The organism is Kitasatospora sp. NPDC101176 (genome assembly GCF_044768035.1).
GTDB lineage: Bacteria > Actinomycetota > Actinomycetes > Streptomycetales > Streptomycetaceae > Kitasatospora.
The window spans coordinates 19629-44780 of the sequence record NZ_JBIWPA010000043.1 but is presented as its reverse complement, the minus strand read 5'-3'; the positions used below and the strand labels follow the sequence as shown (position 1 = coordinate 44780).

Below are 25152 nucleotides of genomic sequence, written 5' to 3'. Positions count from 1 at the left end.
GCTCCTTGTTCCGTACGGCGCGTACCCTCTGTACGCTCAAACGCTCAAACCCGAACCCCTATAGCGTGCCATGCGCCTGCTCCTGCTCCGGCACCGGAATACGGGTTGACCGCACCTGCGCCCGTACGGCCCGCCCGGCGGCGGTCCGCTCCGCCTCCGCGGCGGCGCTGCGGGGATCCCGGCCGGCCGCCACCAGGCCCCGCATCCGGGCCAGCCGGGGGCCCTCCGGCGGAGCCGGGGCGGCGTCCTGCGGCCACTCGGCGAGCAGCCGGGCGAAGGCCGCCGAGCGTCCTGCGCAGCCCACCAGCACCTCGTCCGCCGCCGCCAGCGCGGGCGCCGCCCGGGCCAGCACCGCGCGGGCCCGGGCCGGCCGCTCGGCCGTGCAGTGCTCGGCCAGCCCCTCCACCGCGGCGGTCAGCACCGCCGGGTCGGCCTCGGTGGCGAGCAGGGTGTCGAGCAGCTCGCAGCGCAACGCGTCCGCCGCCGGGTCGGCCACCGGGGCGGACAGCACCCGGGCGAACGGGCGGCGCACGGCGGGCGACCGGGCCGCCAGGGCTCCGCCGAGCAGCACCCGCAGCTCGAGCCGGGCCGCCGGGCCACCGGTCGCCGCGCGGGCCAGCCGCCGGCCCAGGTAGTCGACGGCCACCGGGCCGGCCAGCTCCGGCCGCTCGCGCAGCAGCCGGGCCGCCAGCTCGGCGCCGCGGCGGGTGGCCACCGGGGCCGTCGCGTCGGCGAGCACCCGCAGGGTCTCGGCGACCGCCGCACCGGGGGCGGCCAGCCGGTCCGCCAGCGCGGCCAGGACGGGCTCCGGGTCGCTCTCCAGCGCCGGTGCGAGCGCCGCGGCGGTGAGGAAGGCGTCGCCGCCCGCCCGGTGCAGCGCCAGCGCGGCCGGGAGGTGCCCGGCACGCGTCGCCGGATCGCCGAGCAGCAGGGCGAGGGCGGCTCCGTGCAGGCCCGGCTCGTCCTCGCGGGCGAGCAGGGTCTGCGCGGTGAACCGCAGCAGCCCGGCGGCGGCGCCGACGGCGTGCGGGGCGACCCGCAGGGCGTGCACGGCGGCCGCCACGTGCCGCTCGGGCCGCCGGTCGTGGCTCCAGCGGTCGACCGCCCGGCAGAGCGCGGAGGGCTCCTCGGCGGCGAGCAGGGTGAGCAGCGCGTCCGCCCGCGGGTGCGCGGCGTCGACCAGCGCGTCCGCCAACTCGTCCAGGGCGAGCCGGCGGTGGGCGTGCAGCAGGTCGTGGGCGAGGTCGGCGACGGTGTGACCGGGGCGCCCCGGCAGCCCGCGTCCGTCCTCGAACCAGCCGCAGAGCAGGGGGAACACCGCGACCGGGTCGGCGCGCAGCCGACCGGCCACCGCGGCCAGGTGGCCCTGCCCGGGGCCGTCCGCGACCACCAGGCGGCGCAGCAGGGCGAGTTCGGCCTCGACCGGCAGGCCGAGGCCGGTCCAGAAGGCCGGACCGAACGCCGCTCCCCCGGCCGCCGCGCCGCCGCCCGCCGGACCGTCCCCGGCCCCCGCCCCCTCCGCGGCCGACGCCCGGTCGACGGCCCGGTCGACGGCCCGATCGGCCAACTGCTCCAGCAGCGCCAGGTGTTCGACCGGGTCCGGGCTGGCGGCCAGCCCGGCGGTCAGCAGGCGTCCGGCCCACCAGGCGGGTTCGCTGCCGGGCGGGCGCAGGTCCAGCGCCCGCCCGATCCGGTGCAGCCACGGGTCGAGCGCCGGCGCGCCCCAGGCCTCCGCCAGCTGGCGCAGCGCGGCGACGACCGGGCCGATCCGGTGCCGGGGGACACCGCACGCCCGGCCCGCCGGGACGCGCCCCCCGGCCGGCCCGGTGGGCGTGTCCTCGGCCTCGCCCAGTAGCAGCCGCAGCGCGGCGTCCAGATCCAGGTGCGAGCCCTGCAGCCAGTCGGCGAACTCCCCGTGCGCGAACCGGAAGCCGGTGCCGGCCGGGACGAACAGGCCCTCCGCGAGCACCGCGGTGGCCCAGCCGCCGGCCGCCGGGAACAGCTCCTCGAAGGCCTCCCGGCCCAGCCCGCCCGGATCGGCGCCGAGCATCCGCCGGGCCGCCTCGTGCACCCGCCCGGCGACCGCCGCCGCCAGCCGCCGCACCCGCCCCTGCGCCGGACCGGCCGGCGCGCCCCGCCGGTGGGCGCCGGGGCGCCGGGGCCGGGGGTCCTCGACGAGCCGCCGGGCCACCCGCAGGCACTGCAGGTCCAGGTGGCCGCCGAACAGCTCCGCCCGCCCACCCGGCTCCCCGCGCAGGCCCTCCGCCCACAGCTCGCCGGCCAGCCGCACGGCCAGCGGGTGCCGGGCGTCGGCGGCGGCCGGCCACCCCGGCGGCAGCCCGTAGCGGCGGCGCACGCGTTCGGCCGCCTCGGCGGGCAGCGGCCCGAGCCGGTGGCCACCCAGGCTGGGGGCGCCCGGGCCGGCGCCGTCCATCCGGACGGTGGGGGCGCTGGCCAGGTCTCCGTACGGGGCCGGCTCCTCGTCGTACCCGGCGCGGGCCGCGCCGCCGCCCCACGTCTCGGCCGCCAGCCGTTCCCAGGTCTCCTCGGCGCAGGCGGTCAGCAGCCGCGCCCCGCAGCCGGTGAGCCAGTCCCCGGCGCCGCGCAGCCAGCGCGGCTCGAGCGGCGCGGGCGCCTCCTCCGGGCCGTCCAGGACCACCAGCAGCGGGCGGCCGGCCGCCGCGCACAGGGCCGCCACCGGCTCCGGCGCGGGCGCGGGGGTGCCCAGCTCGGCCGCGGCGGCGGCCAGGGCCCGCTCCACCGGCTCGGCCAGCGAGCGGTCCCCGGCCCGTAGGTCCGCGCCGCGCAGCCACAGGGTCGGCAGTTGCCGGGCGCCGTCGGCCCGGCGGGCGGCGAGGGCGGCGAGTTCGGTGGTGCGCCCGCTGCCGGGGGCGCCGACCACGGCGGTGACGGTGGCCCGCGGCTCGTCCCCGGTCAGGCCGTCGGGCCGGTCGACCCGGTCGGCGGCGAGCCCGGCCACCCGGCCCGGTCCGGCCCCGGCGGCGGCCAGCTGGACGGCGGCCAGCCGCAGCACCCCGGCCAGGTTGAGGGCGGGCCCGTAGGCGGGCACCGCGGCGGCGTTGCGCGCCAGGAGTTCGGCCAGCGCGGGGGCGGCCGCCGCCGCGCCGCCGCCGGCCGGCACCGCGGCGAGCGCGCCGCCGTGCCGCGGGCCGCCCAGGGCGGGCGCGGCCAGCGCGACCACGGCGCCGCTGCGGGCGTCGAGCACCGGCGAGCCGGCCGGCACCGAGGCCCCGGCGACCACCGGCGGGTCCAGCAGCAGCACGCCGCCCGGCAGGTGGCGGCCGTCCGGCCCGGTGTACCCGAGGCCGGTGACGCCCAGCAGGCCGCAGCGCAGCGCCACGGCCCGGCCGTCCTCCCCGGCCAGCGCGGGCACCACCACCTCGTGTCCGGCCGCGAGCGCGGCGACCGGCAGCGCGGGTACGGGCAGCCCGCCGACCGCGTCGGTGCGCAGCAGGGCGAGTCCGTGCCCGGGCAGCGCGAGGACGGCGTCGGGGCCGAGCACCCGGGTCTGCCCGCCGGGGGTGTGCAGCACGAGGCGGTCCAGGCCGGCGACGGCCTCGTGCGCGGTGAGGACGGTGCCCCTCGGGTCGGCGACGAACCCTAAGCCGTGCAGCCGCCCGTTGAGGTCCCGGATCCGCAGCAGGTACCGCCCCGGGTCCCCCGCCACCCCGTCGCCGTCCGGCATGCCCGCCATGTGCTCCGCCCCCTCGACTGGCGCCGGCCGCCTCGGGGGCGCGCCGGGTGCCCGCGGCCGTCGCTGCGGGGCCCGTCCCACCGGCGGCCCCGCTCCGTCCGCGGCGGCACCGGCGCGCCTCCTCGGCCTGCTCGCGCGAGGCCCTCGGGCCCGGTTCCGGACCCGCCGGGGAGCCTGCCCGGAGCGGCGGCGGCCCGACCGCGCCCGCGCCGCTCACCACCGGCGTTCACCTCGCGCGCTCCCCCGCACGAGTGAAACCCCCGCCGGGACGGATCCCGACGGGGGTGACAGCAGGGGCGTGCGGGGCGCGTCAGCCGACGAAGACCGCGACCGGCTTCGCCTGGCCGTCCTTCTCCTCGACCAGCGCGAGGAAGCGCCCGTCCGGCCCGTACACCGCGATCGGCCCGTCCACGCCGAGCCCGGGCGCCTTCAGCCGGGCGCCGTGCGACAGCTTCTGCGCGGACGCCTCGTCCAGGTCCCAGCGCGGGAACGCGGCCGCGGCGGCCTCGCCGATCGGCAGCACCTCCAGGCCGGTGGCGGCCTCGCCGGTGACGGCGGCCTCCAGCTCCTCCAGCGTGCGCGCCGACTCCACCGCGTAGGGCCCGACCCTGGTGCGCCGCAGCGCGGTCAGGTGCCCGCCGACGCCGAGCCCGGCGCCCAGGTCGCGGGCCAGCGCCCGGATGTACGTGCCGGAGGAGCACTCCACGGTCACGTCCAGGTCGATCACCGGCGTGCCGTCCTCGGCCACCGCCGCGCGCTGCCCGTGCACGGTGAAGGAGTGGATCGTGGTGGGCCGGGCGGCGAGCTCGAACTCCTCGCCCTCGCGCACCCGCGCGTACGAGCGCTTGCCGTCGATCTTGATGGCGCTGACCTTGGACGGGACCTGCATGATCTCGCCGGTCAGCGCCGCGATCCCGGCGTCGATCGCCTCCCGGGTCACCCCGTCGGCCGGGGTGGCGGAGGTGACCTCGCCCTCCCGGTCGTCGGTGACGGTGGTCTGGCCGAGCCGGACGGTCGCCTCGTAGGTCTTGGCGGTCAGCATCAGGTGGCCGAGCAGCCGGGTGGCGCGCTCGACGCCGATCACCAGCACGCCGGTGGCCATCGGGTCCAGCGTGCCGGCGTGCCCGACCTTCCGCGTCCCGGCCAGCCACCGCATCTTGGCGACGACCCCGTGCGAGGTGATGCCCTCGGGCTTGTCGACGATCACCAGGCCGTCCGGGCCGGTGCCTTTGCGCTTCATCGGGTTCTTTCTCTCAGGAGCGGTCAAGAGGTGATCAAGGTACCGGCCGCAGCGCGGCCCGGAACCGTTCGACCACCGCGGGCACGTCCTCCCGCGCGCTGAACCCGGCGGCGAAGACGTGCCCCCCGCCGCCCAGCTCGGCACAGGCCGCGGCGACGTCCACCGCGCCCTTGGAACGCGAGGAGCCCCGCAGGGTCCCGTCCGGGTCCTGCTTGAGCACCAGCGCCACCTCCGCCTCGGCGGGGCGGCGCAGGATGTCGATCAGCCCCTCGATCTCCTCGACCGTGACGCTGAACAGCACCAGGTCCTGGTACGGCACCCAGGTCCACACCAGCCCCAGCCCTCCGGCCGCGTCCGGTTCGTAGACGGCCCGGTCGAGCGCGCCCGCGAGCACCTTGAGGTAGCCGAAGGAGGAGGTGTCCCACAGCTGCCGGGAGATCAGGTCGTGCCGGATGCCGGTGGCCAGCAGCCGCCCGGCGAGTTCGTGGGTCGCGGGCGTGGTGGCCCGGTACTTGAACGAGCCGGTGTCGGTGGCGACGCCGGTGTAGAGGCAGGTGGCCAGGTCCTGGTCGAGCTCGACGCCGAGCCGGCGCAGCAGTTCGTCGACCAGCACGGCGGTGGCCGGGGCGGTCGGGTCGATCAGCTGATGGGTGCCGAAGCCCGGGTTGGAGGCGTGGTGGTCGATCACCACCAGGGCGGGCGCGGCGAACGCCTTGTCGTGCAGCAGCCCGAGGCGGCTCTCCGCGGCGACGTCGAAGCAGAGCACCAGCTCGGGGACGTCCGGGACGTCGGCCGCCGGCACGATCAGTTCCTGGCCGGGCAGGAAGGCCAGCGACTCGGGCACGATCTGCGGGTCGTCGCCGAAGGAGACCCGCACCTGCTTGCCGAGCCCGCGCAGCGCCAGCCCCGCCGCCAGCGAGGAGCCCAGCGCGTCGCCGTCCGGGCAGATGTGGCAGATCAGGTCGATCGAGCGCGCCCGCCCGATCTCCGCCACCACCTGCTGCCAGAGCAGCTCGAAGCCGCTCTCCTCGGCGCGCGGCCCCGGAAGCGCCGCGAGGGCACCCTCCACCGTGCTGGTGGAGGACGCCCCCGTGGTCGAACCGGCTCGCGAGGCGGCCTGCGCCGGCTCACCCGCCATGTCTACTCGTCCTCGTCGTCACGCTCGGACGCCGGAACCTTGTACGGGTCCGCGTCGCCGGCGTAGGCCGCCCCCGCGGCGGTGGTGCGCACCGCCGCGTCGATGGCCTTGGCCCGGTCGAGCAGGTCGTCGATGTTCCGGGCGTTGTCCGGCAGCGCGTCCGCGACGAAGGTCAGCGTCGGGGTGAAGCGCACCCCGATCTTGCCGACCTCGGAGCGGATCACGCCCTTGGCGCTCTCCAGCGCGGCGGCCGTGGCCTCGCGCTCGGTCTCGTCACCGAAGACGGTGTAGAAGACGGTGGCCTCGCGCAGGTCGCCGGTCACCCTGGTGTCGGTGATGGTCACGAACCCCAGTCGCGGGTCCTTGATCCGTCGTTCCAGGGTCTGGGCGACGACCACCTGGATGCGGTCGGCGAGCTTGCGCGCCCTTGCGGTGTCGGTCACGTTGCCTCCTCGTGCAGTGGGCCCGGTACCCGGGTGAGCTGCGCACCCGTCGGGGCCCACGCCCCAAAGTACCGGCCCGCGCCCGGCCTTGCGGGCGCTCCGGGTCCTGATCTGTGTGAGAACGGCGACTTCCGCCGACCGCCTCCACAGCTCTCATTCGTCGTCGTCGTTGTGGTAGCGCCTCCTCGCGGAGAGGAGCTGCACCTCGGGGCGGCCGGCGACCAACCGCTCACAGCTGTCCAGGACCTCGGTGACGTACCCGGCTTCGCCGGACACCACCGCCAGGCCGATCTCGGCCCTGCGGTGCAGGTCCTGGTTCCCGGTCTCGGCAGCGCACACGCTGTACTTGCGCTGCAGTTCGGCCACGATGGGCCGCACGATCGAACGCTTCTCCTTGAGCGAGTGGACGTCGCCCAGCAGCAGGTCGAAGGTGAGTGTTCCCACGAACATGTGTGACAGGTCTAGCCGACCTGAAGGCCTCGGGGGCACCGCCCGGAACCGGGCCGGTGCTTCGTCGTTCGACTACCGGGACCCTACACAGCGAGACCGGGGCCGGTCGACGGAAAAACCACCCGTCGACCGGCCCCGGATTCCACCGACTACGAGCGCGGCTTCTCGCGCATCTCGTAGGTCTCGATGACGTCGTCGACCTTGATGTCGTTGAACGACCCCAGGGTGACACCGGCCTCGAAGCCCTCGCGGACCTCGGTCGCGTCGTCCTTGAAGCGGCGCAGACCCTCGATGGTGAGGCTCTCCGCCACGACCTTGCCGTCGCGGATGAGGCGGGCCTTGGCGTTGCGGCGCAGCAGGCCCTCGCGGACCAGCACACCGGCGATGTTGCCGAACTTGGAGGAGCGGAACACCTCGCGGATCTCCGCGGAGCCGAGGCGGACCTCCTCGTACTCCGGCTTGAGCATGCCCTTGAGGGCGTTCTCGATCTCCTCGATCGCCTGGTAGATGACCGAGTAGTACCGGACGTCCACGCCTTCCTTGTCGGCCGCGGTGCGCGCACGGCCTTCGGCGCGCACGTTGAAGCCGATGATGATGGCGTCCGAGCCCATCGCCAGGTCCACGTCGGACTCGGTGATGGCACCCACACCGCGGTGCAGGACCCGGAGCTCGACCTCCTCGCCCACGTCCAGCTTGACGAGGGCGTCCTCGAGGGCCTCGACCGAACCGGAGACGTCACCCTTGATGATGAGGTTGAGCTGCTCGATGGAGCCGGCGGCGATGGCCTTGTCCAGGTCCTCCAGGGACACCCGGACCCGACGCTGCGCGAAGGCGGCGTTGCGGTCGCGGGCCGAGCGCTTCTCGGCGATCTGGCGGGCGGTGCGGTCCTCGTCGACGACGATGAAGCTGTCGCCGGCGCGGGGCACCGAGGTCAGACCGAGCAGCAGCACCGGGCGGGACGGGCCGGCCTCGGAGAGGCTGTTGCCGTTCTCGTCCAGCATCGCGCGGACGCGGCCGTAGGCGTCGCCCACGACGATCGAGTCGCCGACGCGGAGGGTACCGCGCTGCACGAGCACGGTCGCCATGGCGCCGCGGCCCTTGTCGAGGTGGGCCTCGATGGCGATGCCCTGCGCGTCCTGGTCGGGGTTGGCCCGCAGGTCGAGCGAGGCGTCCGCGGTGAGGACCACGGCCTCCAGCAGCTGGTCGATGTGCAGACCCTGGCGCGCGGAGATGTCGACGAACATGGTGTCGCCGCCGTACTCCTCGGCCACCAGACCGAACTCGGTCAGCTGACCGCGGACCTTGGTCGGGTCGGCGCCCTCGACGTCGATCTTGTTGACGGCGACCACGATCGGCACGCCGGCGGCCTTGGCGTGGTTCAGCGCCTCGACCGTCTGCGGCATGACGCCGTCGTTGGCCGCGACCACCAGGATCGCGATGTCGGTGGACTTGGCACCACGGGCACGCATGGCGGAGAACGCCTCGTGACCCGGGGTGTCGAGGAAGGTGATCGGGCGCTGCTCGCCGTTCACCTCGGTGACGACCTGGTAGGCACCGATGTGCTGGGTGATGCCGCCGGCCTCGCCGGCCACCACGTTGGACTTGCGGATCGCGTCCAGCAGTCGGGTCTTACCGTGGTCGACGTGACCCATGACGGTGACGACCGGCGGGCGCGGGGCCAGCTGGTCCTCGTCGCCCTCGTTGGCACCGAAGTCGATGTCGAACGACTCCAGCAGCTCGCGGTCCTCGTCGTCCCGGCTGACGATCTCCAGGACGAAGCCCATCTCGCCGGCCAGCAGCTCGAGGGTCGCGTCGGAGACCGACTGGGTCGCGGTGACCATCTCACCGAGGTTGAACATCACCGAGACGAGCGCGGCCGGGTTGGCGTTGATCTTCTCGGCGAAGTCCGTCAGGGACGCACCGCGCGACAGACGGACCGTCTGGCCGTTGCCGCGGGGCAGCATCACACCGCCGACGGACGGGGCCTGCATGGCCTCGTACTCCTGGCGCTTCGCCCGCTTCGACTTGCGACCGCGCGCCGGGCGACCGCCCGGGCCACGACCGAAGGCACCCTGCGTGCCACCACGGGCACCCGGGCCGCCCGGACGGCCGCTGAAGCCACCGGGACGCGGACCGAAACCGCCGCCGCCACCCGGGGCACCGCCACCGGGACGCGGGCCGCCGAAGCCGCCGCCACCGGCCGGACGCGAGCCCGGACCGGCCGGACGGCCCTGGAAGCCGGGACGCGCGCCGCCCGGAGCACCCGGACGACCGCCGGGGCCACCGGGGCCACGACCGCCGGGGCCCGGACGCGGGCCGGGAGCCGGACGCTGCGGCATCATGCCCGGGTTCGGGCGCGGCATGCCGGACGGGGTCGGGCCGCCGGGACGCGGCGCGGCCGGACGCGGCATGCCGTCGGGACGCGGAGCACCACCCGGACGGGGGGCACCGGCACCCGGAGCACCCTGGCCACCCGGACGCGGACGGTCGCCGCCCGGACGCGGGGCACCACCGGGACGCGGCGCACCGGCACCCGGCGCACCGGCCGGACGCGGGGCACCGGCACCCTGGGCACCGGCCGGACGCGGGCGGTCGCCGCCCGGACGCGGACGGTCGCCGCCCTGGGCGCCCTGACCGGCCGGACGCGCACCCGGCGCGCCGGGACGGCGGTCGCCGGGGCGGGCCATGCCGGTGGCGCTGCCCGAGGTGAACGGGTTGTTGCCCGGACGCGGGCCGGCCGGACGCGGGCCCGGACGGGCGCCGCCGCCGGCGGCGGGACCGGCCGGACGCGCGGCCGGGGCGGCCGGACGCTGCGCCTGGGTCTCACCGGCGGGAGCCGGCGAGGAGAACTCGGCCGCGGGCGCGGCCGGGGCCGCCGGGGCGGCGGGACGCGCCGCCGGGCGCGGGCCCGGGGTCGGTCCGGCCGGCTTCGCGGCGGGGGCGGCCGGAGCGGCGGGAGCCGCGGCGGCCGGGGTCGGACGGGGACCGGGGGTCGCGCTGGGGCGCGGACCCGGGGTCGGAGCACCCGGCTTGGGTGCACCCGCGGCGGCAGAGCCGCCGGCGGGCTGGGGCGCCGCGGTCTTCCGCGGGCCCGGCTTGGCAGCGGAGCCACCACCGGTGGGGGCAACGCCAAGCGCGTCAGTCAGCTTGCGCACGACCGGCGCCTCGATCGTCGAGGACGCCGAACGGACGAACTCACCGAGCTCGGTCAGCTTGGCCATGACGGCCTTGCTCTCCAAGCCAAGCTCCTTGGCGAGTTCGTAAACCCGGACCTTAGCCACTTCACTCCTGTCTATGAGTCCGGGGTGTCTCGTCCGCCGGACCGTCGCTACTTCATGGGCGTACCCATCGCGTACTCATCGCGTACTCATCGAGTGCTCATCGCAATCTCGACCTACTTCCACATCGCGAGGTACCTGACTGGTGGCACGGCGCGCGGCTGCCCGCGCACTGTGCTTGTTGCGGTGGTTCTTCCGCCGCCTGAGCTGAGCGGCGGCCGTTGCGGGCGGCCGCACCGGGCGCTCAGGGCGCCGGGGTGTCGCCGGTCCGCTCCTCGATGAACTCGCGGAGCCGCTCCGTGTCGAGCGCGCCCTGGAGCCGGAAGGCCCGGGGGAACGCCCTACGGCGGACCGCGAGGTCGAGGCAGGCCGGATCGGGGTGCAGGTGCGCGCCCCGGCCCGGCAGTGCGCCACGGGGATCGGGGACGCAGACGCCCTCGACCGCCGTGACACGCAACAGCTGGTGCTTGGCCGCTCGCTTGCGGCAGCCCACGCAGGTGCGTTCCGGGCGTGCTCGGACGTGCGTCCGGCCAGACGAAGGCAAGTCTACCCCTCCGAAGGGACATGGCGCCGCCCCGCCGATCCCGCCCGGACCGGCGGAGCGTCTAGGACAACACTGACGACCGGGTGGATGCCACCCGATTACGACCGGCCGTGACCGCCCTCGGGGCGGTCGCCGTCCTCCGGCTGCCCCTCGGTGTCCGGCCGGATGTCGATCCGCCAGCCGGTGAGACGGGCGGCGAGGCGGGCGTTCTGCCCCTCCTTGCCGATCGCCAGCGACAGCTGGTAGTCGGGCACGATCACCCGTGCGGAGCGCTGGGCGGCGTCGACGATCTCCACGCTGGTCACCCGCGCGGGGGACAGCGCCGCGGCGACCATCTCGCGGGGGTCCTCGGACCAGTCCACGATGTCGATCTTCTCGCCGTGCAGCTCGCCCATCACCGCGCGCACCCGGCTGCCCATCGGGCCGATGCAGGCGCCCTTGGCGTTCAGCCCGGCCCGGCGCGACCAGACCGCGATCTTGGTGCGGTGGCCGGCCTCGCGGGCGATGGCGGCGATCTCCACGCTGCCGTCCGCGATCTCCGGGACCTCCAGCGCGAACAGCTTCTTCACCAGGCTCGGGTGCGTGCGCGACAGCGTGACCGAGGCCCCGCGGACACCGCGGCGCACCGCGACCACGTAGCACTTCAGACGGGTGCCGTGCCGGTAGTCCTCGCCCGGGACCTGTTCCTGCGGCGGCAGGATGGCCTCCAGCTTGCCGATGTCGACCAGCACGTTCTTCGGGTCGTTGCCCTGCTGGACGACACCGGTGACGATGTCGCCCTCCTTGCCCGCGTACTCGCCGAAGGTCTGGTCGTCCGCGGCGTCGCGCAGCCGCTGCATCATGACCTGGATGCCGATGCTGGACGCGATCCGGCCGAAGCCGTTCGGGGTGTCGTCGAACTCCTTCGGCTCGACGCCCTCGTCCAGCTCCGCCGGGTCCTCCGTCGCCCACACGGTGACGTGGCCGGACTTGCGGTCCAGGTGCACCCGGGCGCGGCGGCGCGAGCCCTCGGTGCGGTGGTACGCGGTGAGGAGGGCGGACTCGATGGACTCGACCAGCAGGTCGAAGGGGATGTTCTTCTCGTTGACCAGCGTGCGCAGGGCACTCATGTCGATGTCCACGGCTACGCCTCCTCGTCTTTCGTCACGTTCGTCATGGTCCAGGCGGTGCGCAGGTCACTCCGCACCGTCGTCCCCCTCCTCGGAGGCGTCGCCGTCCGCGAAGTCCGCGGTCTCGTCGAGGAGCTGCTCGTCCTTGCGGTTGAACTCGACCTGCACGCGCGCCCGGTCCACCTCGGCGTACTCCAGCCGACGCTCCTTCGGGCGGCCGCGGCCCTTCACCGGCTGCACCTCGACCAGCGCGCCGTCCTCGTCGGCCTCCAGCACCCGGGCGACGATCTCCCCGCCGTCGACCAGGTGGATCGCGGCCAGCCGGCCCTGGGCCCGCTGCCAGTGCCGGGGCAGGAGCAGCGGACGCTCGGCGCCCGGCGAACCCACCTCCAGCAGGTAGGCCTCGTCACCCATCAGGTCCGACTCGTCCAGGGCCTCGCCGACCACCCGGCTGAACTCGGCGATGGTGTCCATGTCCACGCCGCCGTCGGTGTCGACGTCGATCTGCACCTGCCGGCGGTTGCCCGCCCGGGTGACCTTGACGTCCTCCAGGTCCAGACCGGCCTGCGCGGCCAGCGGCTCCAGCAACGCGCGCAGCCGGTCGGTGTGGGTGGTGCTCATCCGGGTGGACTCCTCGGCCGCGTCTGCTGTTGTCAGAAGGTCGCGCCGCGACCCCGGCGCCGGGGTACGGCGCGCACCGGGTCACGGCAGCTCGGCCCAAAGCCTAGCCGGTGAAGCCGCCAACCACCGATTCCGGACCACCCCCGACCGGTCGCACGCCACCCACTGCGAGCAAGCTCACACCGGTCCGGACAGGCCTTCGTGATCCGAATCAGTGCCCGGAAACATGGGGATTCTGTAATCATTCACGCCTACGAGGGCAGGCGGGGAGTCCGTCCTCCCGTACACGCCCCGGAGTGACACCGATGCAGCCGCCCAGCCGACGGACCCTCCTGGCCCTCGGACTGCTCCTCCTCGCCACCGCCTGCACGGGCGGACACGGCGGCAACGGCGCGGCGCCCGGCGACCGCGGCACCGCCCCCAACCCCGACGAGCCGGTCATCCTGCGCGCCGTCGCCGCCACGGACACCCTGCTCACCGGCTACGACACCCTGCTCGCCACCCCGGCCGGGGCCGTGGACAAGGACCTGGCGGCGCTGCGCGCCGAGGTCGTCCGGCACCGGGCCGCCCTCGCCCACGACCTGCCCGCCGCCTCCGTCCCGCCCGCGCCGGGCGCCGCCCCGGCCACCTCCGGCAGCGCGAGCACGGCCCCCGGCCCGACCGCGACCCCGACGGCCACCGCCGTCGGCACCCCCGCCGCGCTGGCCGCCCTGGAACGCCAGACCGCCCGGACCCGGCTCGCCGACCTGGCCGCCGCCCGCCCGCCGCTGGCCCGGATCCTGGCCTCGATCGCCACCTCCGACGTGCTGCACGCCGTCGCGCTCGGCGACAACACCCCGCTGGTCACCCCGCCGCCCGCCCCGACCGCCGCGCCCACCGGCACCCCGTCCGGCCCGGCCGCCCCCGGCGACGCCGAACCGTCCGGCTCCCCCTCTCCGGCCGCCCCGGCCGCCACCGCCACCACTCCGGCCGCCACCGCCCCGCCCGGCGCCGTCGCCGCCCTCCAGGGCGCCCTCGGCGCCGAGCACGCCGCCGTCTACGGCTACGGCGTGGTCGGCGCCCGGCTCCCCGACGACCAGCAGCGCGCCGACGCCCGCACCGCCTACGCCGCGCACGAGGCCCGCCGGGACGCCTGGCAGCGGCTGGTCGGTTCGCTCGGCGCCACCCCCTCCGCCGCCGCGGCCGGCTACCAGCTCCCGTTCGCCGTCACCGACGCGGCCGCCGCCGGCCGGCTCGCCGCCCACCTGGAGACCCGGCTCACCACGGTGTACGCCGACCTGGTCTCCGCCGTCCCCGGGCCGGAGCGCACCGCCGCCGCCGACGCGCTGCGCGAGTGCGCCCTCCGGGCCCACCGCTGGGGCGCCCCCGACCAGGCCTTCCCCGGCATCCCCGACACGCCCCCCGGCCCGTCCCCGTCAGCCCCGGCGAGCGCCTCCGCCCCGGCCACCGCAGGCAGCACGGGCTGAGCGCCCCGCCCGCCCTGACCTGTGCCACCGACCCCGCGGCACTGACCTGCGAGTTCACCCCCATGACCGACAATGGACGGAGCAGTACCCACGGGGGAGCGTCAACCGGAAGGCCGGCATGTCGGGAGCAGCAGCACAGATCACCGTCCCCACCTGGCTGGCCCGCGGCGTCACCGCGGGCGAGGGCGACCGGGGCCGGCAGTGGCTGGCGGGCCTCCCCACCGCGGTGGCCGCCCACCTGGCCCGCTGGGACCTCACCCTGGAACGGGTGCTCGACCCGGGCGGCAGCCTGAGCCTGGTCGCCTACGTCCACCGCGACGACCTCTCCCCCGCCGTCCTCAAGGCCGGCCTGCGCACCCACGAGACCGCCCACGAACACGCCGCCCTGTCCCACTGGGCCGGCCGCGGCGCGGTGCTGCTGCTGGACGCGGACCCGGCCGAGGGCGTCCTGCTCCTGGAACGGCTGCACGGCGACATCCCGCTGCGCTCGCTGGCGGAGGCGAAGGCCATGCTGGAGGCGACCAGCCTGCTGCACCGGCTCTGGACCGCCCTGCCCGAGGGGCACCCCTTCGCCACCCTCGCCGAGCGGGCCGCCGACACCACGCAGCGGCTGGAGCGGCACCGCGCGCTGCCCGGCGCGGCCGAGGCGCAGCCCCTCGTCACGGAGGCCCTGGAGACGGCCCGCGCGCTCACCGGGTCCGCGGCCGAGACCTTCCTCCTGCACGGGGACTTCCACCACGGCAACGTGCTCGCCGCCGACCGGGCGCCCTGGCTGGCGATCGACCCGCGCCCGCTGGCCGGGGAACGCGCCTACGACCTGGCCCGGCTCGCCCTGGAACGCGCGGACACCCTGATCGGCTCCCCCGGCGCGCCCGCGGCCGTCCGCCGCCGGCTGCACCAGCTCGCCGACGCCCTGGACGTGGACCGGGAGCGGCTGCGCGGGTGGACCCTGTTCCGCTCCGTCGACCTCGGCCTGCGCGCCCTGGCCGCCGGCCGCCACGAGGACGCCGAACTGCACCTGGAGTTCGCCGGGCAGCTCTGAAGCCGCTCCGCCGGCACCGGGACCCGCCGGCCCCGGAATCCGCCCGGTCGCCGGGCGCGGTCAGAACCGGCCGGACGGCCCGGGCCCCCGCAGCGGCAGCCGCGCCCCCATCACCGCGTACAGCCGGTCGGTGGCCGGGAACCGCACCGCGCGGGCGAGGTCCTGGTAGCCCAGCGCGCGGTAGAGCCGCCGGGCCGGGGTCTCCGCGTCGATCGCGGAGAGGATGCTGCGGTCCAGGCCGGAACGGTCGCAGAGGGCCCGGATCAGCCGCGAGCCCACGCCCTGCCCCTGGAAGTCGGGGAGCACGTGCAGCTCGGTGACGGCGAACACGCCGTCCAGCCAGTCCCCGTGGCCGCGCGCGGTCAGGTACGGCTCGATCACCGTGCTCCACCAGTGCTCGCGCTGGTTGGGCATGCCGTAGCCGAACCCGACCAGTCGGCCGCCGCTCATCGCCCCGAAGGCGACCACCCCGGGCTGGCGGGCGTGCCGGCCCACGATGTGCAGCCGTACCGCGACCTCCTCGGGGGTGAGCCCGAAGGCCACGGCCTGGACCTCCAGCGCCGTCGGCGCCCAGGCCGCAAGGTCGATGGCCTCGATCGTCACCCCGGTCAGCTGATCCATGCTCCGGACGTTACTACCCGCGCGGCCGTGGCGCGGGCGAAGATCGGAACCGGACCGCGCGGGACCGGACCGGACCGCCGGCCCCGCGGAAGGGCTCAGAACAGCACGCTCATGAACGCCCCGACCTCGCGGAACCCCACCCGCCGGTAGGCGGCCCGGGCGCGCAGGTTGAAGTCGTTGACGTACAGCGAGACCACCGGCGCGACCTCGCGCAACGCGATGCCGAGGACGGCGGCCATGCCGGTCTCGGAGAGCCCCTGGCCGCGGTGCTCGGGCGCCACCCAGACCCCCTGGATCTGGCAGGCGCCCTCGGTGACGGCCCCGATCTCGGCCTTGAAGACGACCCGGCCGTCCTCCCCGAAGCGTGCGAACGACCGCCCGGTGGAGACCAGTTCGGCGACCCTGGCCTGGTAGAGCAGGCCCCCGTCGCCGGCCAGCGGGGAGACCCCGACCTCCTCCGTGAACATCGCGACGCAGGCCGGCATCAGCGCCTCGACCTCGTTGCGCCGCACCCGCCGCACCAGCGGGTCCGGGGCGATCTCGGCCGAGGGCGCGGTGGTGGCCAGCAGCGGCTGGTGGGCGCGGACGTCCCGGGCCGGGCCCCAGCTGCGCTCCAGCAGCGCCCAGAAGGCCGCGGTGGACTCCGCCGGCCCGACGATCGAGGAACAGCGCCGGCCCTGTCGGCGGGCCCGCTCGGCGAAGGAGGCCACGGCCTCGGGCCCGGCGTTGACCAGAACGAGGTTGGCCCCGGCGTAGCAGAGCGCGGCCAGCGCACCGTCCCCGTCGTACCAGCCCCACATCTCGCCACCGAGCCGCCAGGGGTCGAGACCCACGGCCTCGACCCGGGTGGCGACGAACGCGTTGGCGACCGGGTCGCGGTGGAGGATCTCCAGGGCGTCCGCCAGGTCCGGGGGCTCCAGCACGCGGGTGGTGGCCAGGGCGCGCGCGGCCTGGAACGAGCTGGGGAGCATCACACCTCGATCGAGCATCGAGACAGCACCTCACTGAGACGACTCTGGCCGCACCCTACTCCGTGGCCCCACCCGGCTACGGCCGCGGGGCCGTCCGCGCACGGACGGCCCCGCTTCCGGAAGAACAGCACGCGGCAGACCCGCGCGGACCCCACCTGGTCAGTCGGCGGCGACGACGGTCGGCGCACCGGCCTCGACGCCCTCCTCCTGCATCTGCTCGGCGAGCTTGAGGGCCTCCTCGATCAGGGTCTCGACGATCTTCGACTCGGGGACGGTCTTGATGACCTCGCCCTTGACGAAGATCTGGCCCTTGCCGTTGCCGGAGGCGACACCGAGGTCGGCCTCGCGGGCCTCGCCGGGGCCGTTGACGACGCAGCCCATGACCGCGACGCGCAGCGGCACCTCCATGCCCTCCAGGCCGGCGGTGACCTCCTCGGCGAGCTTGTAGACGTCGACCTGGGCGCGGCCGCAGGACGGGCAGGAGACGATCTCCAGGCCGCGCTGGCGCAGGTTCAGCGACTCCAGGATCTGGATGCCGACCTTGATCTCCTCGGCCGGCGGCGCGGAGAGCGAGACCCGGATGGTGTCGCCGATGCCCTCGGCGAGCAGCGCGCCGAAGGCGACGGCGGACTTGATGGTGCCCTGGAAGGCGGGGCCGGCCTCGGTGACGCCCAGGTGCAGCGGGTAGTCGCAGGCGGCGGCGAGCTGGCGGTAGGCCTGGATCATCACGACCGGGTCGTTGTGCTTGACCGAGATCTTGATGTCGCGGAAGTCGTGCTCCTCGAACAGCGAGCACTCCCAGAGCGCCGACTCGACCAGCGCCTCGGGGGTGGCCTTGCCGTACTTCTCCAGCAGGCGCTTGTCGAGCGAGCCGGCGTTGACGCCGATCCGGATCGGGACGCCGGCGTCCTTGGCCGCCTTGGCGATCTCGCCGACCTTGTCGTCGAAGGCCTTGATGTTGCCGGGGTTGACGCGGACCGCGGCGCAACCGGCGTCGATCGCGGCGAACACGTACTTCGGCTGGAAGTGGATGTCCGCGATCACCGGGATCTGGGACTTCCTGGCGATGATCGGCAGCGCGTCGGCGTCGTCCTGGGAGGGGACGGCGACCCGGACGATCTGGCAGCCGGACGCGGTGAGCTGGGCGATCTGCTGCAGCGTGGCGTTGATGTCCGAGGTGACGGTGGTGGTCATCGACTGCACCGAGACCGGGGCGTCGCCGCCGACCGGGACGTTGCCGACCATGATCTGCCGGGATACGCGGCGCTTGGCCAGCGGCTTGAGCGGCAGGGACGGAATACCGAGCGAGATCGCGGTCATGTGCGCAGGGTTCCCCGGGGTTGAGGTGTGGTCGTCCGCCCCGCCGTCGGGACGGCGGAGGCCGGGCGCGCCTCGATCGCGCACCCGGCCTCCACGGTACGGCACGGCGCAGGGGCCCAGCACACCCGCCGTACCCGAACGCCCTAGCCGATCTTCACCGGGTTCACCAGGTCGGCGACCATCACGAGCAGGGTGAAGCCGATGAAGATGCTGGCCACGACGTAGGCGACCGGCATCAGCTTGGCGACGTCGAACGGTCCCGGATCGGGCCGGCGGAACATCCGTGCGAGCCGTCGGCGGACCGCCTCCCAGGCCGCACCGGCGATGTGACCGCCGTCCAGCGGCAGCAGCGGCAGCATGTTGAACAGGAACAGCGACAGGTTGATGCCTGCCAGCAGGTTGACGAACATCGCCACCCGCTGTTCGGCGGGGAGGTCCAGGTTGGCCAGTTCGCCGCTGACCCGGGCCGCGCCGACCATGCCGATCGGGGAGTCCGGATCGCGCGGGGCGTCACCGACGACCGCGTTCCACAGACCGGGGATCTTCCCGGGCAGGGCGGCCAGCGACTTCACGCCGCCCTCGGCCATGTCGTACATCCGGTCGACGGACTGCCCGAAGCCCAGCCGGACGACCCCCTGGCCGGGCGTGAACCCGAGGAAGCCCGCCTGGACGGTCTGCCCCTTGAGGGGGAGGCCCCGGTCGTCGTACTTCTGCACGTCGTTGACGGCGATGACGGGCGACAGGGTGAGCTGCTGCCCGTCCCGCTGGACGACGATGTCCACCTTCTGCCCGGCCGACCTGCGGATGTCCGCCTGGAGCTGGTCGTAGTCGTGGATCCGGTCGCCGCCGAAGGAGAGGACCTTGTCCCCCTGCCGCAGGCCGACCTCGTTGGCCGGGGTCTTGGGCGCGTCGGCGGGGCACACGTCGGTGGGCTGGCCGGCCTTGACGACGCACTGCGCGACCGAACCGATGGTCGGGATCGCGGTCTTGACGCCGAAGCCCATCATGACCGTCAGGAACAGGCCGAAGGCCAGCACCAGGTTCATGAACGGCCCGGCGAACATGACGATGATCCGCTTCCACGGCTTGCGGGTGTAGAACAGCCGCTGCTCGTCGCCCTCCTGGAGCTCCTCGTAGGAGGCCTCCCGGGCGTCCTCGATCATCGTGCGCCAGGGCGAGCTGCTGCGCTTGGTGATCCGGCCGTCCTCGCCGGGCGGGAACATCCCGATCATCCGGATGTAGCCGCCCAGCGGGATCGCCTTGAAGCCGTACTCGGTCTCGCCCTTCCTCCGCGACCAGACCGTCGGACCGAAGCCGACCATGTACTGCGGCACCCGGATGCCGAACAGCTTGGCCGTGGACAGGTGGCCCAGCTCGTGCCAGGCGATCGAGATCAGCAACCCGACCACGAAGACCAGGATGCCGACCACCCACATCACCGTTGCCACCGCTGCTCCTCCGTCATGCCGCTCCGCTCTTCGTCTTGTCTTACCGCAGTCGCGCCCGTGCCGGTACCGGCACGGGCCCACCCGGGCGGGCGCGACCCGGACCGCCGCCGTCAGCCCGCCGCGAGCTCGCGGGCCCGGGCGCGGGCCCAGTCCTCCGCGTGCAGGACGTCCTCGACCGTCAGGGAAGTTCCCGACCCGGGCGTCCCGTGCTCCGCGACGACCTTGGCAACAGTGTCCACGATCCCCGTGAAGGCCAGGCGGCCCTTCAGGAAGGCCTCCACGCACTCCTCGTTGGCCGCGTTGAACACCGCGGGTGCCGTCCCGCCCAGCGTGCCGACCTCGCGGGCCAGCTCCACCGCCGGGAAGGCCTCGTCGTCCAGCGGGAAGAACTCCCAGGTCGCGGCCTTGGTCCAGTCGCAGCCGGGGGCCGCGTCCGGCACCCGGTCCGGCCAGCCCATGCCCAGCGCGATCGGCATCCGCATGTCCGGCGGGCTGGCCTGCGCCAGCGTCGAACCGTCGGTGAACTCCACCATCGAGTGCACCACCGACTGCGGATGGACCACGACCTCGATCCGGTCGAAGGGCACGTCGTACAGCAGGTGCGCCTCGATCACCTCCAGGCCCTTGTTGACCAGGGTGGCCGAGTTGATCGTCACCACCGGGCCCATCGCCCAGGTCGGGTGCGCCAGCGCCTCCTGCGGGGTCACCCCGGCCAGCTGCTCGCGGCTGCGGGTGCGGAACGGGCCGCCGCTGGCCGTCACCACCAGCTTGCGGACCTCGGCGCGGGTGCCGCCGGCCAGCGCCTGGAACAGCGCGGCGTGCTCGGAGTCCACCGGGACGATCTGCCCCGGCCTCGCCACCGCCTTCACCAGCGGGCCGCCCACGATCAGCGACTCCTTGTTGGCCAGCACCAGCACCCGGCCCGCCGCCAGCGCGGCCAGCGTCGGGCGCAGACCGATCGAGCCGGTGATGCCGTTCAGCACCGAGTGGCACTCCACGGCGGCCAGCTCGGTCGCCGCGTCCGGGCCCGCCAGCACGGTCGGCAGCGGCGCACCCGCCGCCTTCGCGGTCAGCGCCGCGCGCAGCGCCGGCTCCGCGGCCGGGTCAGCGACCGCCACCGTGTGCACGCCCAGCCGCAGCGCCTGCTCGGCCAGCAGCTCCACCCGGCCGCCGGCCGCCGACAGGGCGACCACCCGGAAGCGGTCCGGGTTGCGGAGCACCACGTCGATGGCCTGGGTGCCGATCGACCCGGTGGAACCGAGGATCACCAGCTCCCGGGGGCCGGAGGGGTCCTGCACGGTGGGCGTGAAGCGCAGCTGCGGGTGGGCGAGCGAAGTCATGCGCCCATTGTGTCCTGCCCCGGGCCCTGCCCAGGCCGCGTCCGGCGGATCCGCGCCCCCGGGGCGCTCCCCGACCGGACCTCACTCCCCCGCACGCCCGCGCACTCCGACGGGACGGCGCCTCCGCGCGGGCCGCCGGCCGGCCCACGGGCTCCGTTCGAGCAGCGTGCTCGGGACCTGCGTCCGGTGCCGCGTCCGGCACCGCGCTCGGTACCGCGCTCCGCAGGACGGGGACACCCGCCCCGGGCTACCGTCGGAGCCATGCGTACCGTCATCGCCGGGGGACACGGACAGATCGCGCTGAAGCTCGAACGGCTGCTCGCCGCCCGCGGCGACCGGCCCGCCGGGATCATCCGCCGCCCCGAACAGGCCCAGGACCTCACCGCGGCCGGCGCCGAGCCGCTGCTGCTCGACCTGGAGTCCACCACCGCCCCCCGGCTCGCCGAACTGCTCACCGGCGCCGACGCGGTGGTCTTCGCCGCCGGCGCCGGACCGGGCAGCGGGACCGCCCGCAAGAACACCGTCGACCGCGACGCCGCCGTCCTGCTCGCCGACGCCGCCGAACTGGCCGGCGTCCGGCGCTACCTGATGGTCTCCTCGATGGGCGCCGACGCCAACGCCCACCACCCCGCCGACGAGGTCTTCGAGACCTATCTGCGGGCCAAGGGCGCCGCCGACGACGCCGTCCGGGCCCGGACCACCCTGGACTGGACGGTGCTGCGGCCCGGCCGGCTCACCGACGGCCCCGGCACCGGCCTGGTCCGGCTGGCCCCCTCCGTCGCCCGCGGCGCCGTCGACCGGGCCGACGTGGCCGCCGTCCTCGCGGCGCTGCTGCACGAACCGGGCACGGCCGGACGGACGCTGGAACTGGTCGCCGGGAACGCCACCGTCGAGGAGGCCGTCGCCGCCGCCGGCGGACACGACGGCTGAGGCCCCCCGGGGCCCCGAGGCCTGCACGGACGCCGGGGCCCGCGGAGACCCGGGCGCGGACACGCGAAGGGCCCGGTCGGTCGACCGGGCCCTTCGTCGACGGGGAATCCGTCCGGTCAGAGGTCGAGGCCGGTGAGGACCAGGACCTTCTCCACCGTGTAGTCGTCCATCGCGTAGCGGACGCCCTCGCGGCCGACACCGGAGTCCTTGACGCCGCCGTACGGCATCTGGTCGGCGCGGTAGGACGGCGCGTCGCCGATGATCACACCGCCGACCTCCAGCTCCCGGTGGGCGCGGAAGGCGGTCTGCAGGTCGTGCGTGAACACGCCCGCCTGCAGGCCGAACGGCGAGTCGTTGACGGCCGCGAAGGCCTCCTCGACGCCGTCCACCCGGTGCAGCGACATGACCGGGCCGAACACCTCGGCCTTGGCCAGGATCGCGTCCTCCGGCAGCTCGGCCAGCACGGTCGGCGCGTAGGTGGCACCCTCGCGCGTCCCGCCGGTCAGCACCTTGGCGCCCTTGGCAACGGCGTCGTCCACCCAGGACTCCACCCGCTTCGCGGCGTTCTCGTCGACCAGCGGGCCGACGTCCGTCGCGTCCTCGTTCGGGTCACCGGTGACCTGCGCCCCGACCTTGGCCACGACCTTCTCCACCAGCGCGTCGTACACCGACGCGTCGGCGATCACCCGCTGCACCGAGATGCAGGACTGGCCGCCCTGGTAGTTGGCGAACATCGCGATCCGGGTCGCCGCCCAGTCGAGGTCGGCCTCCGAGGACCAGTCGGCGAGCACCACGGCCGCGGCGTTGCCGCCCAGCTCCAGGGTGGTGTGCTTGCGCGGCACCGAGTCCATGATCTGGTAGCCGACCTTGTCCGAACCGGTGAACGAGATCACCGGCAGGCGCTTGTCCTGCACCAGCGCCGGCATCCGGTCGTTCGGCACCGTCAGGACGCTCCACGAACCGGCCGGGAGGTCGGTCTCGGCCAGGATCTCGCCCAGCACCAGCGCCGACAGCGGGGTCGACGGAGCCGGCTTCAGGATGATCGGGGCACCCACCGCGATCGCCGGCGCGACCTTGTGCGCGACCAGGTTCAGCGGGAAGTTGAACGGGGCGATCCCCAGCACCACACCGCGCGGGAAGCGGCGCACCACCGCGAAACGGCCCACGCCGCCCGGGTCGGTGTCCAGCCGCATCGTCTCGCCGTTGGTCCGGCGGGCCTCCTCGGCCGCCCAGCGGAAGACCGACACCGCGCGGCCGACCTCGCCGCGCGCCCACTTGATCGGCTTGCCGTTCTCGGCGGTGATCAGCCGGGCGATCTCCTCGGTCCGCTCGGCCAGGCGCTTCGCCACGTGGTCCAGCGCGGCCGCACGCTGGTGCGCCGGGGTCGCCGCGAACACCGGCAGCGCGGCGACGGCGGCGTCCAGCGCCTCCTCGACCTGGGCCTCGGTCGGGATGCTCACCTTGCCGACCAGACGGCCGTCCCAGCTGTTGTGCACCTCGAAGTCGGCGTCACCGCTCGCCCGGCGGCCGGCGAGCCAGAAATCGTACGTGGTGGTCACCGTGGTACCGGCCCTCTCCTCGTCGTCGTCGGACCCACGGACGTGGGGCCTGAACCCGAGGGTAGGGGCGGCGACGCGCCGACCGGATTGGACGACTAGGAGCGTTCCGCCCCGAGGCCACTCCATCCCGTCCAGCCGAACGGCCCGGGATCCGCTACCCCGGGCCGACCCGCGGCCACCGGCCCCGCCGCGGCCCTCCCGCCGGCCCGCCGGCCCGCCGGCCGCCTGCCCGCCGGCTCGCTCCCGCCTACTCCTCGCCGGAGCGCAGCGCCAGCCACAACTCCATCCGGACGTCCGTGTCGTCCAGCGAACGGCCGAGCAGCTCCTCCACCCGGCGCATCCGGTAACGCAGCGTGTGCCGGTGCACCCCGAGGTCCGCCGCCGCGGCGTCCCACTGCCCGTGTCTGGACAGCCACGCCCGCAGCGAGGCCACCAGATCGCCGCGCGCCGTCCGGTCGTGCTCGCGCAGCGGCCGCAACAGCCCCTCCGCGAACGCCGTCACCGCCTCCTCCCCGAGCAGCGGCAGCAGCGAACCCGCACCGACCTCCTCGTGGTCCACCGACCGGCGGCCACCGCGCAGCGCCACCGCCAGCGCCCGCTCGGCCTGCGCGTGCGCCGTCCCCGCCTCCTCCAGCGAAGCCGGCGCCGACACGCCCAGCGACAGGCCCTCGTGCTCCTCCACCGCGCCCAGACAGGCCCGGTGCACCGAGCCGTTGTCCAGCGCCAGCACCATCAACCGCGGCCCGTGCGCGCCGTCCTCCCGCGCCACCAGCAGCTTCTCGCCCACCCGGGCACCCGCCTGCTCGGCACGGTCCCCCAGCTCACCGAGCGCCTCGGCCGCCTCCGCGTTCGGCCCCGCACCGGCCACCAGAACCCGTATCGTCCCCTCCGGCAGACCGCCGAACAGCCCCACCGCCACCTGGCGGGCCGTCGCCACCTCCCCCGCCAGCACCATCCGCAGCAGCGCCGCGCCCATCCGCTCCTCCGCCTGCCGCAGCTCGCGCGACCGCTCCAGCGTCAGGGTCAGCAGCGCCACCGCCGCGTTCAGCACGTACCGCTCGGTCGGGGTGATCCGGTCCTCGGTCCCCACCGCCAGGAACCCGCGCGCCCGCCGGTCCGCCCCCAGCGACTGGACCACCACGTAGTCCTCGTCCGCCGTGTCTATCCCCGGCGCCCGCCCCTGCAACGCCGCACTCGACGGCGCCGGCCGCCGACGCAGCCGGTCCACCTCCGCGGCCAGCCGCCCCGCCCGGCGCGCCGCCCAGTCCGGAGCCACCACCGACAGCGCCCCCGAACCGTCGTACAGCGCCGCCCAACCGCCCAGCCGCGCCGCCAACCGGCGCACCACGGCCGTCGTGCCGTCCTTGCCCAGCGCAGCCCGGGTCAGCTCCTCCTGCGCCTCGAAGGACGTCGTCACCGCCTCGTACTGCTCCGCGGCCAGCGCCGCCGACACCACCTTGCTGATCGCGATGAACGGCGTCGGCTCCGGCACCCGCAGCAACGGCAGCCCCCGCTGCGCCGCCGCGTCCACCAGCGGCTGCGGCACCTCCGTGTGCGACAGCCCCACCCCCAGGCCCAGACCCACCACCCCGGCATCGGCCAACCGGTGCACGTACGCCTGCAACTGCGCCGCCGTACGACCCAGCTTGATCCCGGTGGTGAGCAGCAGCTCGCCACCCTCCAGGAACGGCGTCGGGTCGTCCAGCTCACTGGTGTGCACCCAGCGGACCGGCCGCTCCAGATGGTCCGCACCGGCGAGGACCGTCAGATGGAGCGAACTGTTGCGGACGACGGAGGCGAGTGTGGGGGGCATGGCACCTTCGGGGGATCGACCTGACCGCGCCGTTGCGGCCGGGCGAGGAGAGGGCAATGGGACAAGTGAGAAACTCTCCCCTTCATTATGGACGCTCCGGACAA

19 protein-coding genes are annotated in these 25152 nt (G+C 75.3%); 3 read left to right on the top strand and 16 right to left on the bottom strand.

What is annotated here, in order from left to right; genetic code table 11:
- Positions 1-58: 58 nt before the first annotated feature.
- The 9 genes from ACIRS1_RS35815 to rimP all read right to left on the bottom strand — a co-directional run bounded on the left by ACIRS1_RS35815 (position 59) and on the right by rimP (position 12538).
- Positions 59-3715: a serine protease gene (locus ACIRS1_RS35815; RefSeq protein ID WP_402846645.1), complete on the bottom strand. Its 3657-nt coding sequence runs from the start codon at positions 3713-3715 to the stop codon at positions 59-61.
- 310 nt (positions 3716-4025) lie between these two features.
- Positions 4026-4955 (bottom strand): tRNA pseudouridine(55) synthase TruB, encoded by a 930-nt coding sequence (gene truB / locus ACIRS1_RS35810; RefSeq protein ID WP_387907383.1) that lies wholly within the window; start codon positions 4953-4955, stop codon positions 4026-4028.
- Positions 4956-4989: 34 nt separating this feature from the next.
- Positions 4990-6093, bottom strand: a complete 1104-nt coding sequence (locus ACIRS1_RS35805; RefSeq protein ID WP_402846643.1) for a bifunctional oligoribonuclease/PAP phosphatase NrnA — start codon at positions 6091-6093, stop codon at positions 4990-4992.
- Between the two features lie 2 nt (positions 6094-6095).
- Positions 6096-6536: a 30S ribosome-binding factor RbfA gene (gene rbfA, locus ACIRS1_RS35800; protein WP_360214437.1), complete on the bottom strand. Its 441-nt coding sequence runs from the start codon at positions 6534-6536 to the stop codon at positions 6096-6098.
- Positions 6537-6689: 153 nt separating this feature from the next.
- Positions 6690-6986 (bottom strand): DUF503 domain-containing protein, encoded by a 297-nt coding sequence (locus ACIRS1_RS35795; RefSeq protein WP_030289887.1) that lies wholly within the window; start codon positions 6984-6986, stop codon positions 6690-6692.
- 149 nt (positions 6987-7135) lie between these two features.
- Positions 7136-10267: a translation initiation factor IF-2 gene (gene infB / locus ACIRS1_RS35790; RefSeq protein WP_360214439.1), complete on the bottom strand. Its 3132-nt coding sequence runs from the start codon at positions 10265-10267 to the stop codon at positions 7136-7138.
- Positions 10268-10508: 241 nt separating this feature from the next.
- On the bottom strand, positions 10509-10808 hold the full coding sequence (locus ACIRS1_RS35785; RefSeq protein WP_402846641.1) for a YlxR family protein: 300 nt from the start codon (positions 10806-10808) through the stop codon (positions 10509-10511).
- A gap of 98 nt (positions 10809-10906) precedes the next feature.
- A complete protein-coding gene (nusA, locus tag ACIRS1_RS35780) occupies positions 10907-11929 on the bottom strand; it encodes a transcription termination factor NusA (RefSeq protein ID WP_360214443.1) in 1023 nt (340 codons plus the stop codon).
- 54 nt (positions 11930-11983) lie between these two features.
- Complete coding sequence (gene rimP / locus ACIRS1_RS35775; protein WP_360214445.1) at positions 11984-12538, bottom strand: ribosome maturation factor RimP; 555 nt, start codon at positions 12536-12538, stop codon at positions 11984-11986.
- 305 nt (positions 12539-12843) lie between these two features.
- Between rimP and ACIRS1_RS35770 the strand changes: the two genes are divergently transcribed.
- Both ACIRS1_RS35770 and ACIRS1_RS35765 read left to right on the top strand, forming a co-directional pair.
- A complete protein-coding gene (locus tag ACIRS1_RS35770) occupies positions 12844-14004 on the top strand; it encodes a ferritin-like domain-containing protein (protein ID WP_402846637.1) in 1161 nt (386 codons plus the stop codon).
- 118 nt (positions 14005-14122) lie between these two features.
- Complete coding sequence (locus ACIRS1_RS35765; protein ID WP_402846635.1) at positions 14123-15046, top strand: aminoglycoside phosphotransferase family protein; 924 nt, start codon at positions 14123-14125, stop codon at positions 15044-15046.
- Between the two features lie 60 nt (positions 15047-15106).
- On the opposite strand, the gene ACIRS1_RS35760 is transcribed toward ACIRS1_RS35765, so the two are convergent.
- The 5 genes from ACIRS1_RS35760 to dxr all read right to left on the bottom strand — a co-directional run bounded on the left by ACIRS1_RS35760 (position 15107) and on the right by dxr (position 20746).
- On the bottom strand, positions 15107-15667 hold the full coding sequence (locus tag ACIRS1_RS35760) for a GNAT family N-acetyltransferase (RefSeq protein WP_360214449.1): 561 nt from the start codon (positions 15665-15667) through the stop codon (positions 15107-15109).
- 95 nt (positions 15668-15762) lie between these two features.
- Entirely contained in the window at positions 15763-16638 is an 876-nt protein-coding gene (locus ACIRS1_RS35755; RefSeq protein ID WP_360214491.1) for a GNAT family N-acetyltransferase, read from the bottom strand.
- 159 nt (positions 16639-16797) lie between these two features.
- Positions 16798-17958, bottom strand: coding sequence for a flavodoxin-dependent (E)-4-hydroxy-3-methylbut-2-enyl-diphosphate synthase (gene ispG, locus ACIRS1_RS35750; RefSeq protein ID WP_360214451.1), 1161 nt, complete (start codon positions 17956-17958; stop codon positions 16798-16800).
- Positions 17959-18101: 143 nt separating this feature from the next.
- Entirely contained in the window at positions 18102-19406 is a 1305-nt protein-coding gene (locus tag ACIRS1_RS35745; RefSeq protein WP_360214453.1) for a site-2 protease family protein, read from the bottom strand.
- A gap of 110 nt (positions 19407-19516) precedes the next feature.
- Positions 19517-20746 carry a 1-deoxy-D-xylulose-5-phosphate reductoisomerase gene (dxr, locus tag ACIRS1_RS35740; RefSeq protein WP_360214455.1) on the bottom strand — a complete coding sequence of 410 codons (1230 nt, stop codon included), beginning with the start codon at positions 20744-20746 and terminating at the stop codon, positions 19517-19519.
- Positions 20747-21007: 261 nt separating this feature from the next.
- On the opposite strand from dxr, the gene ACIRS1_RS35735 reads away from it, so the two are divergent.
- Entirely contained in the window at positions 21008-21676 is a 669-nt protein-coding gene (locus ACIRS1_RS35735; RefSeq protein WP_360214457.1) for an NAD(P)H-binding protein, read from the top strand.
- A gap of 116 nt (positions 21677-21792) precedes the next feature.
- On the opposite strand, the gene ACIRS1_RS35730 is transcribed toward ACIRS1_RS35735, so the two are convergent.
- Complete coding sequence (locus tag ACIRS1_RS35730; RefSeq protein ID WP_360214459.1) at positions 21793-23235, bottom strand: aldehyde dehydrogenase family protein; 1443 nt, start codon at positions 23233-23235, stop codon at positions 21793-21795.
- Positions 23236-23482: 247 nt separating this feature from the next.
- Positions 23483-25048 carry a PucR family transcriptional regulator gene (locus ACIRS1_RS35725; protein WP_360214461.1) on the bottom strand — a complete coding sequence of 522 codons (1566 nt, stop codon included), beginning with the start codon at positions 25046-25048 and terminating at the stop codon, positions 23483-23485.
- Between the last annotated feature and the right edge of the window lie 104 nt (positions 25049-25152).

Excerpts from the sequence above, each read along its gene's own strand:
- ACIRS1_RS35815 (WP_402846645.1), bottom strand. The coding sequence starts at position 3,715 with ATGGCGGGCATGCCGGACGGCGACGGGGTGGCGGGGGACCCGGGGCGG.
- truB (WP_387907383.1), bottom strand. The coding sequence starts at position 4,955 with ATGAAGCGCAAAGGCACCGGCCCGGACGGCCTGGTGATCGTCGACAAG.
- ACIRS1_RS35805 (WP_402846643.1), bottom strand. The coding sequence starts at position 6,093 with ATGGCGGGTGAGCCGGCGCAGGCCGCCTCGCGAGCCGGTTCGACCACG.
- ACIRS1_RS35795 (WP_030289887.1), bottom strand. The coding sequence starts at position 6,986 with ATGTTCGTGGGAACACTCACCTTCGACCTGCTGCTGGGCGACGTCCAC.
- rimP (WP_360214445.1), bottom strand. The coding sequence starts at position 12,538 with ATGAGCACCACCCACACCGACCGGCTGCGCGCGTTGCTGGAGCCGCTG.
- ACIRS1_RS35770 (WP_402846637.1), top strand. The coding sequence starts at position 12,844 with ATGCAGCCGCCCAGCCGACGGACCCTCCTGGCCCTCGGACTGCTCCTC.
- ACIRS1_RS35765 (WP_402846635.1), top strand. The coding sequence starts at position 14,123 with ATGTCGGGAGCAGCAGCACAGATCACCGTCCCCACCTGGCTGGCCCGC.
- ACIRS1_RS35760 (WP_360214449.1), bottom strand. The coding sequence starts at position 15,667 with ATGGATCAGCTGACCGGGGTGACGATCGAGGCCATCGACCTTGCGGCC.
- ACIRS1_RS35755 (WP_360214491.1), bottom strand. The coding sequence starts at position 16,638 with ATGCTCCCCAGCTCGTTCCAGGCCGCGCGCGCCCTGGCCACCACCCGC.
- ispG (WP_360214451.1), bottom strand. The coding sequence starts at position 17,958 with ATGACCGCGATCTCGCTCGGTATTCCGTCCCTGCCGCTCAAGCCGCTG.
- dxr (WP_360214455.1), bottom strand. The coding sequence starts at position 20,746 with ATGACTTCGCTCGCCCACCCGCAGCTGCGCTTCACGCCCACCGTGCAG.
- ACIRS1_RS35735 (WP_360214457.1), top strand. The coding sequence starts at position 21,008 with ATGCGTACCGTCATCGCCGGGGGACACGGACAGATCGCGCTGAAGCTC.
- ACIRS1_RS35725 (WP_360214461.1), bottom strand. The coding sequence starts at position 25,048 with ATGCCCCCCACACTCGCCTCCGTCGTCCGCAACAGTTCGCTCCATCTG.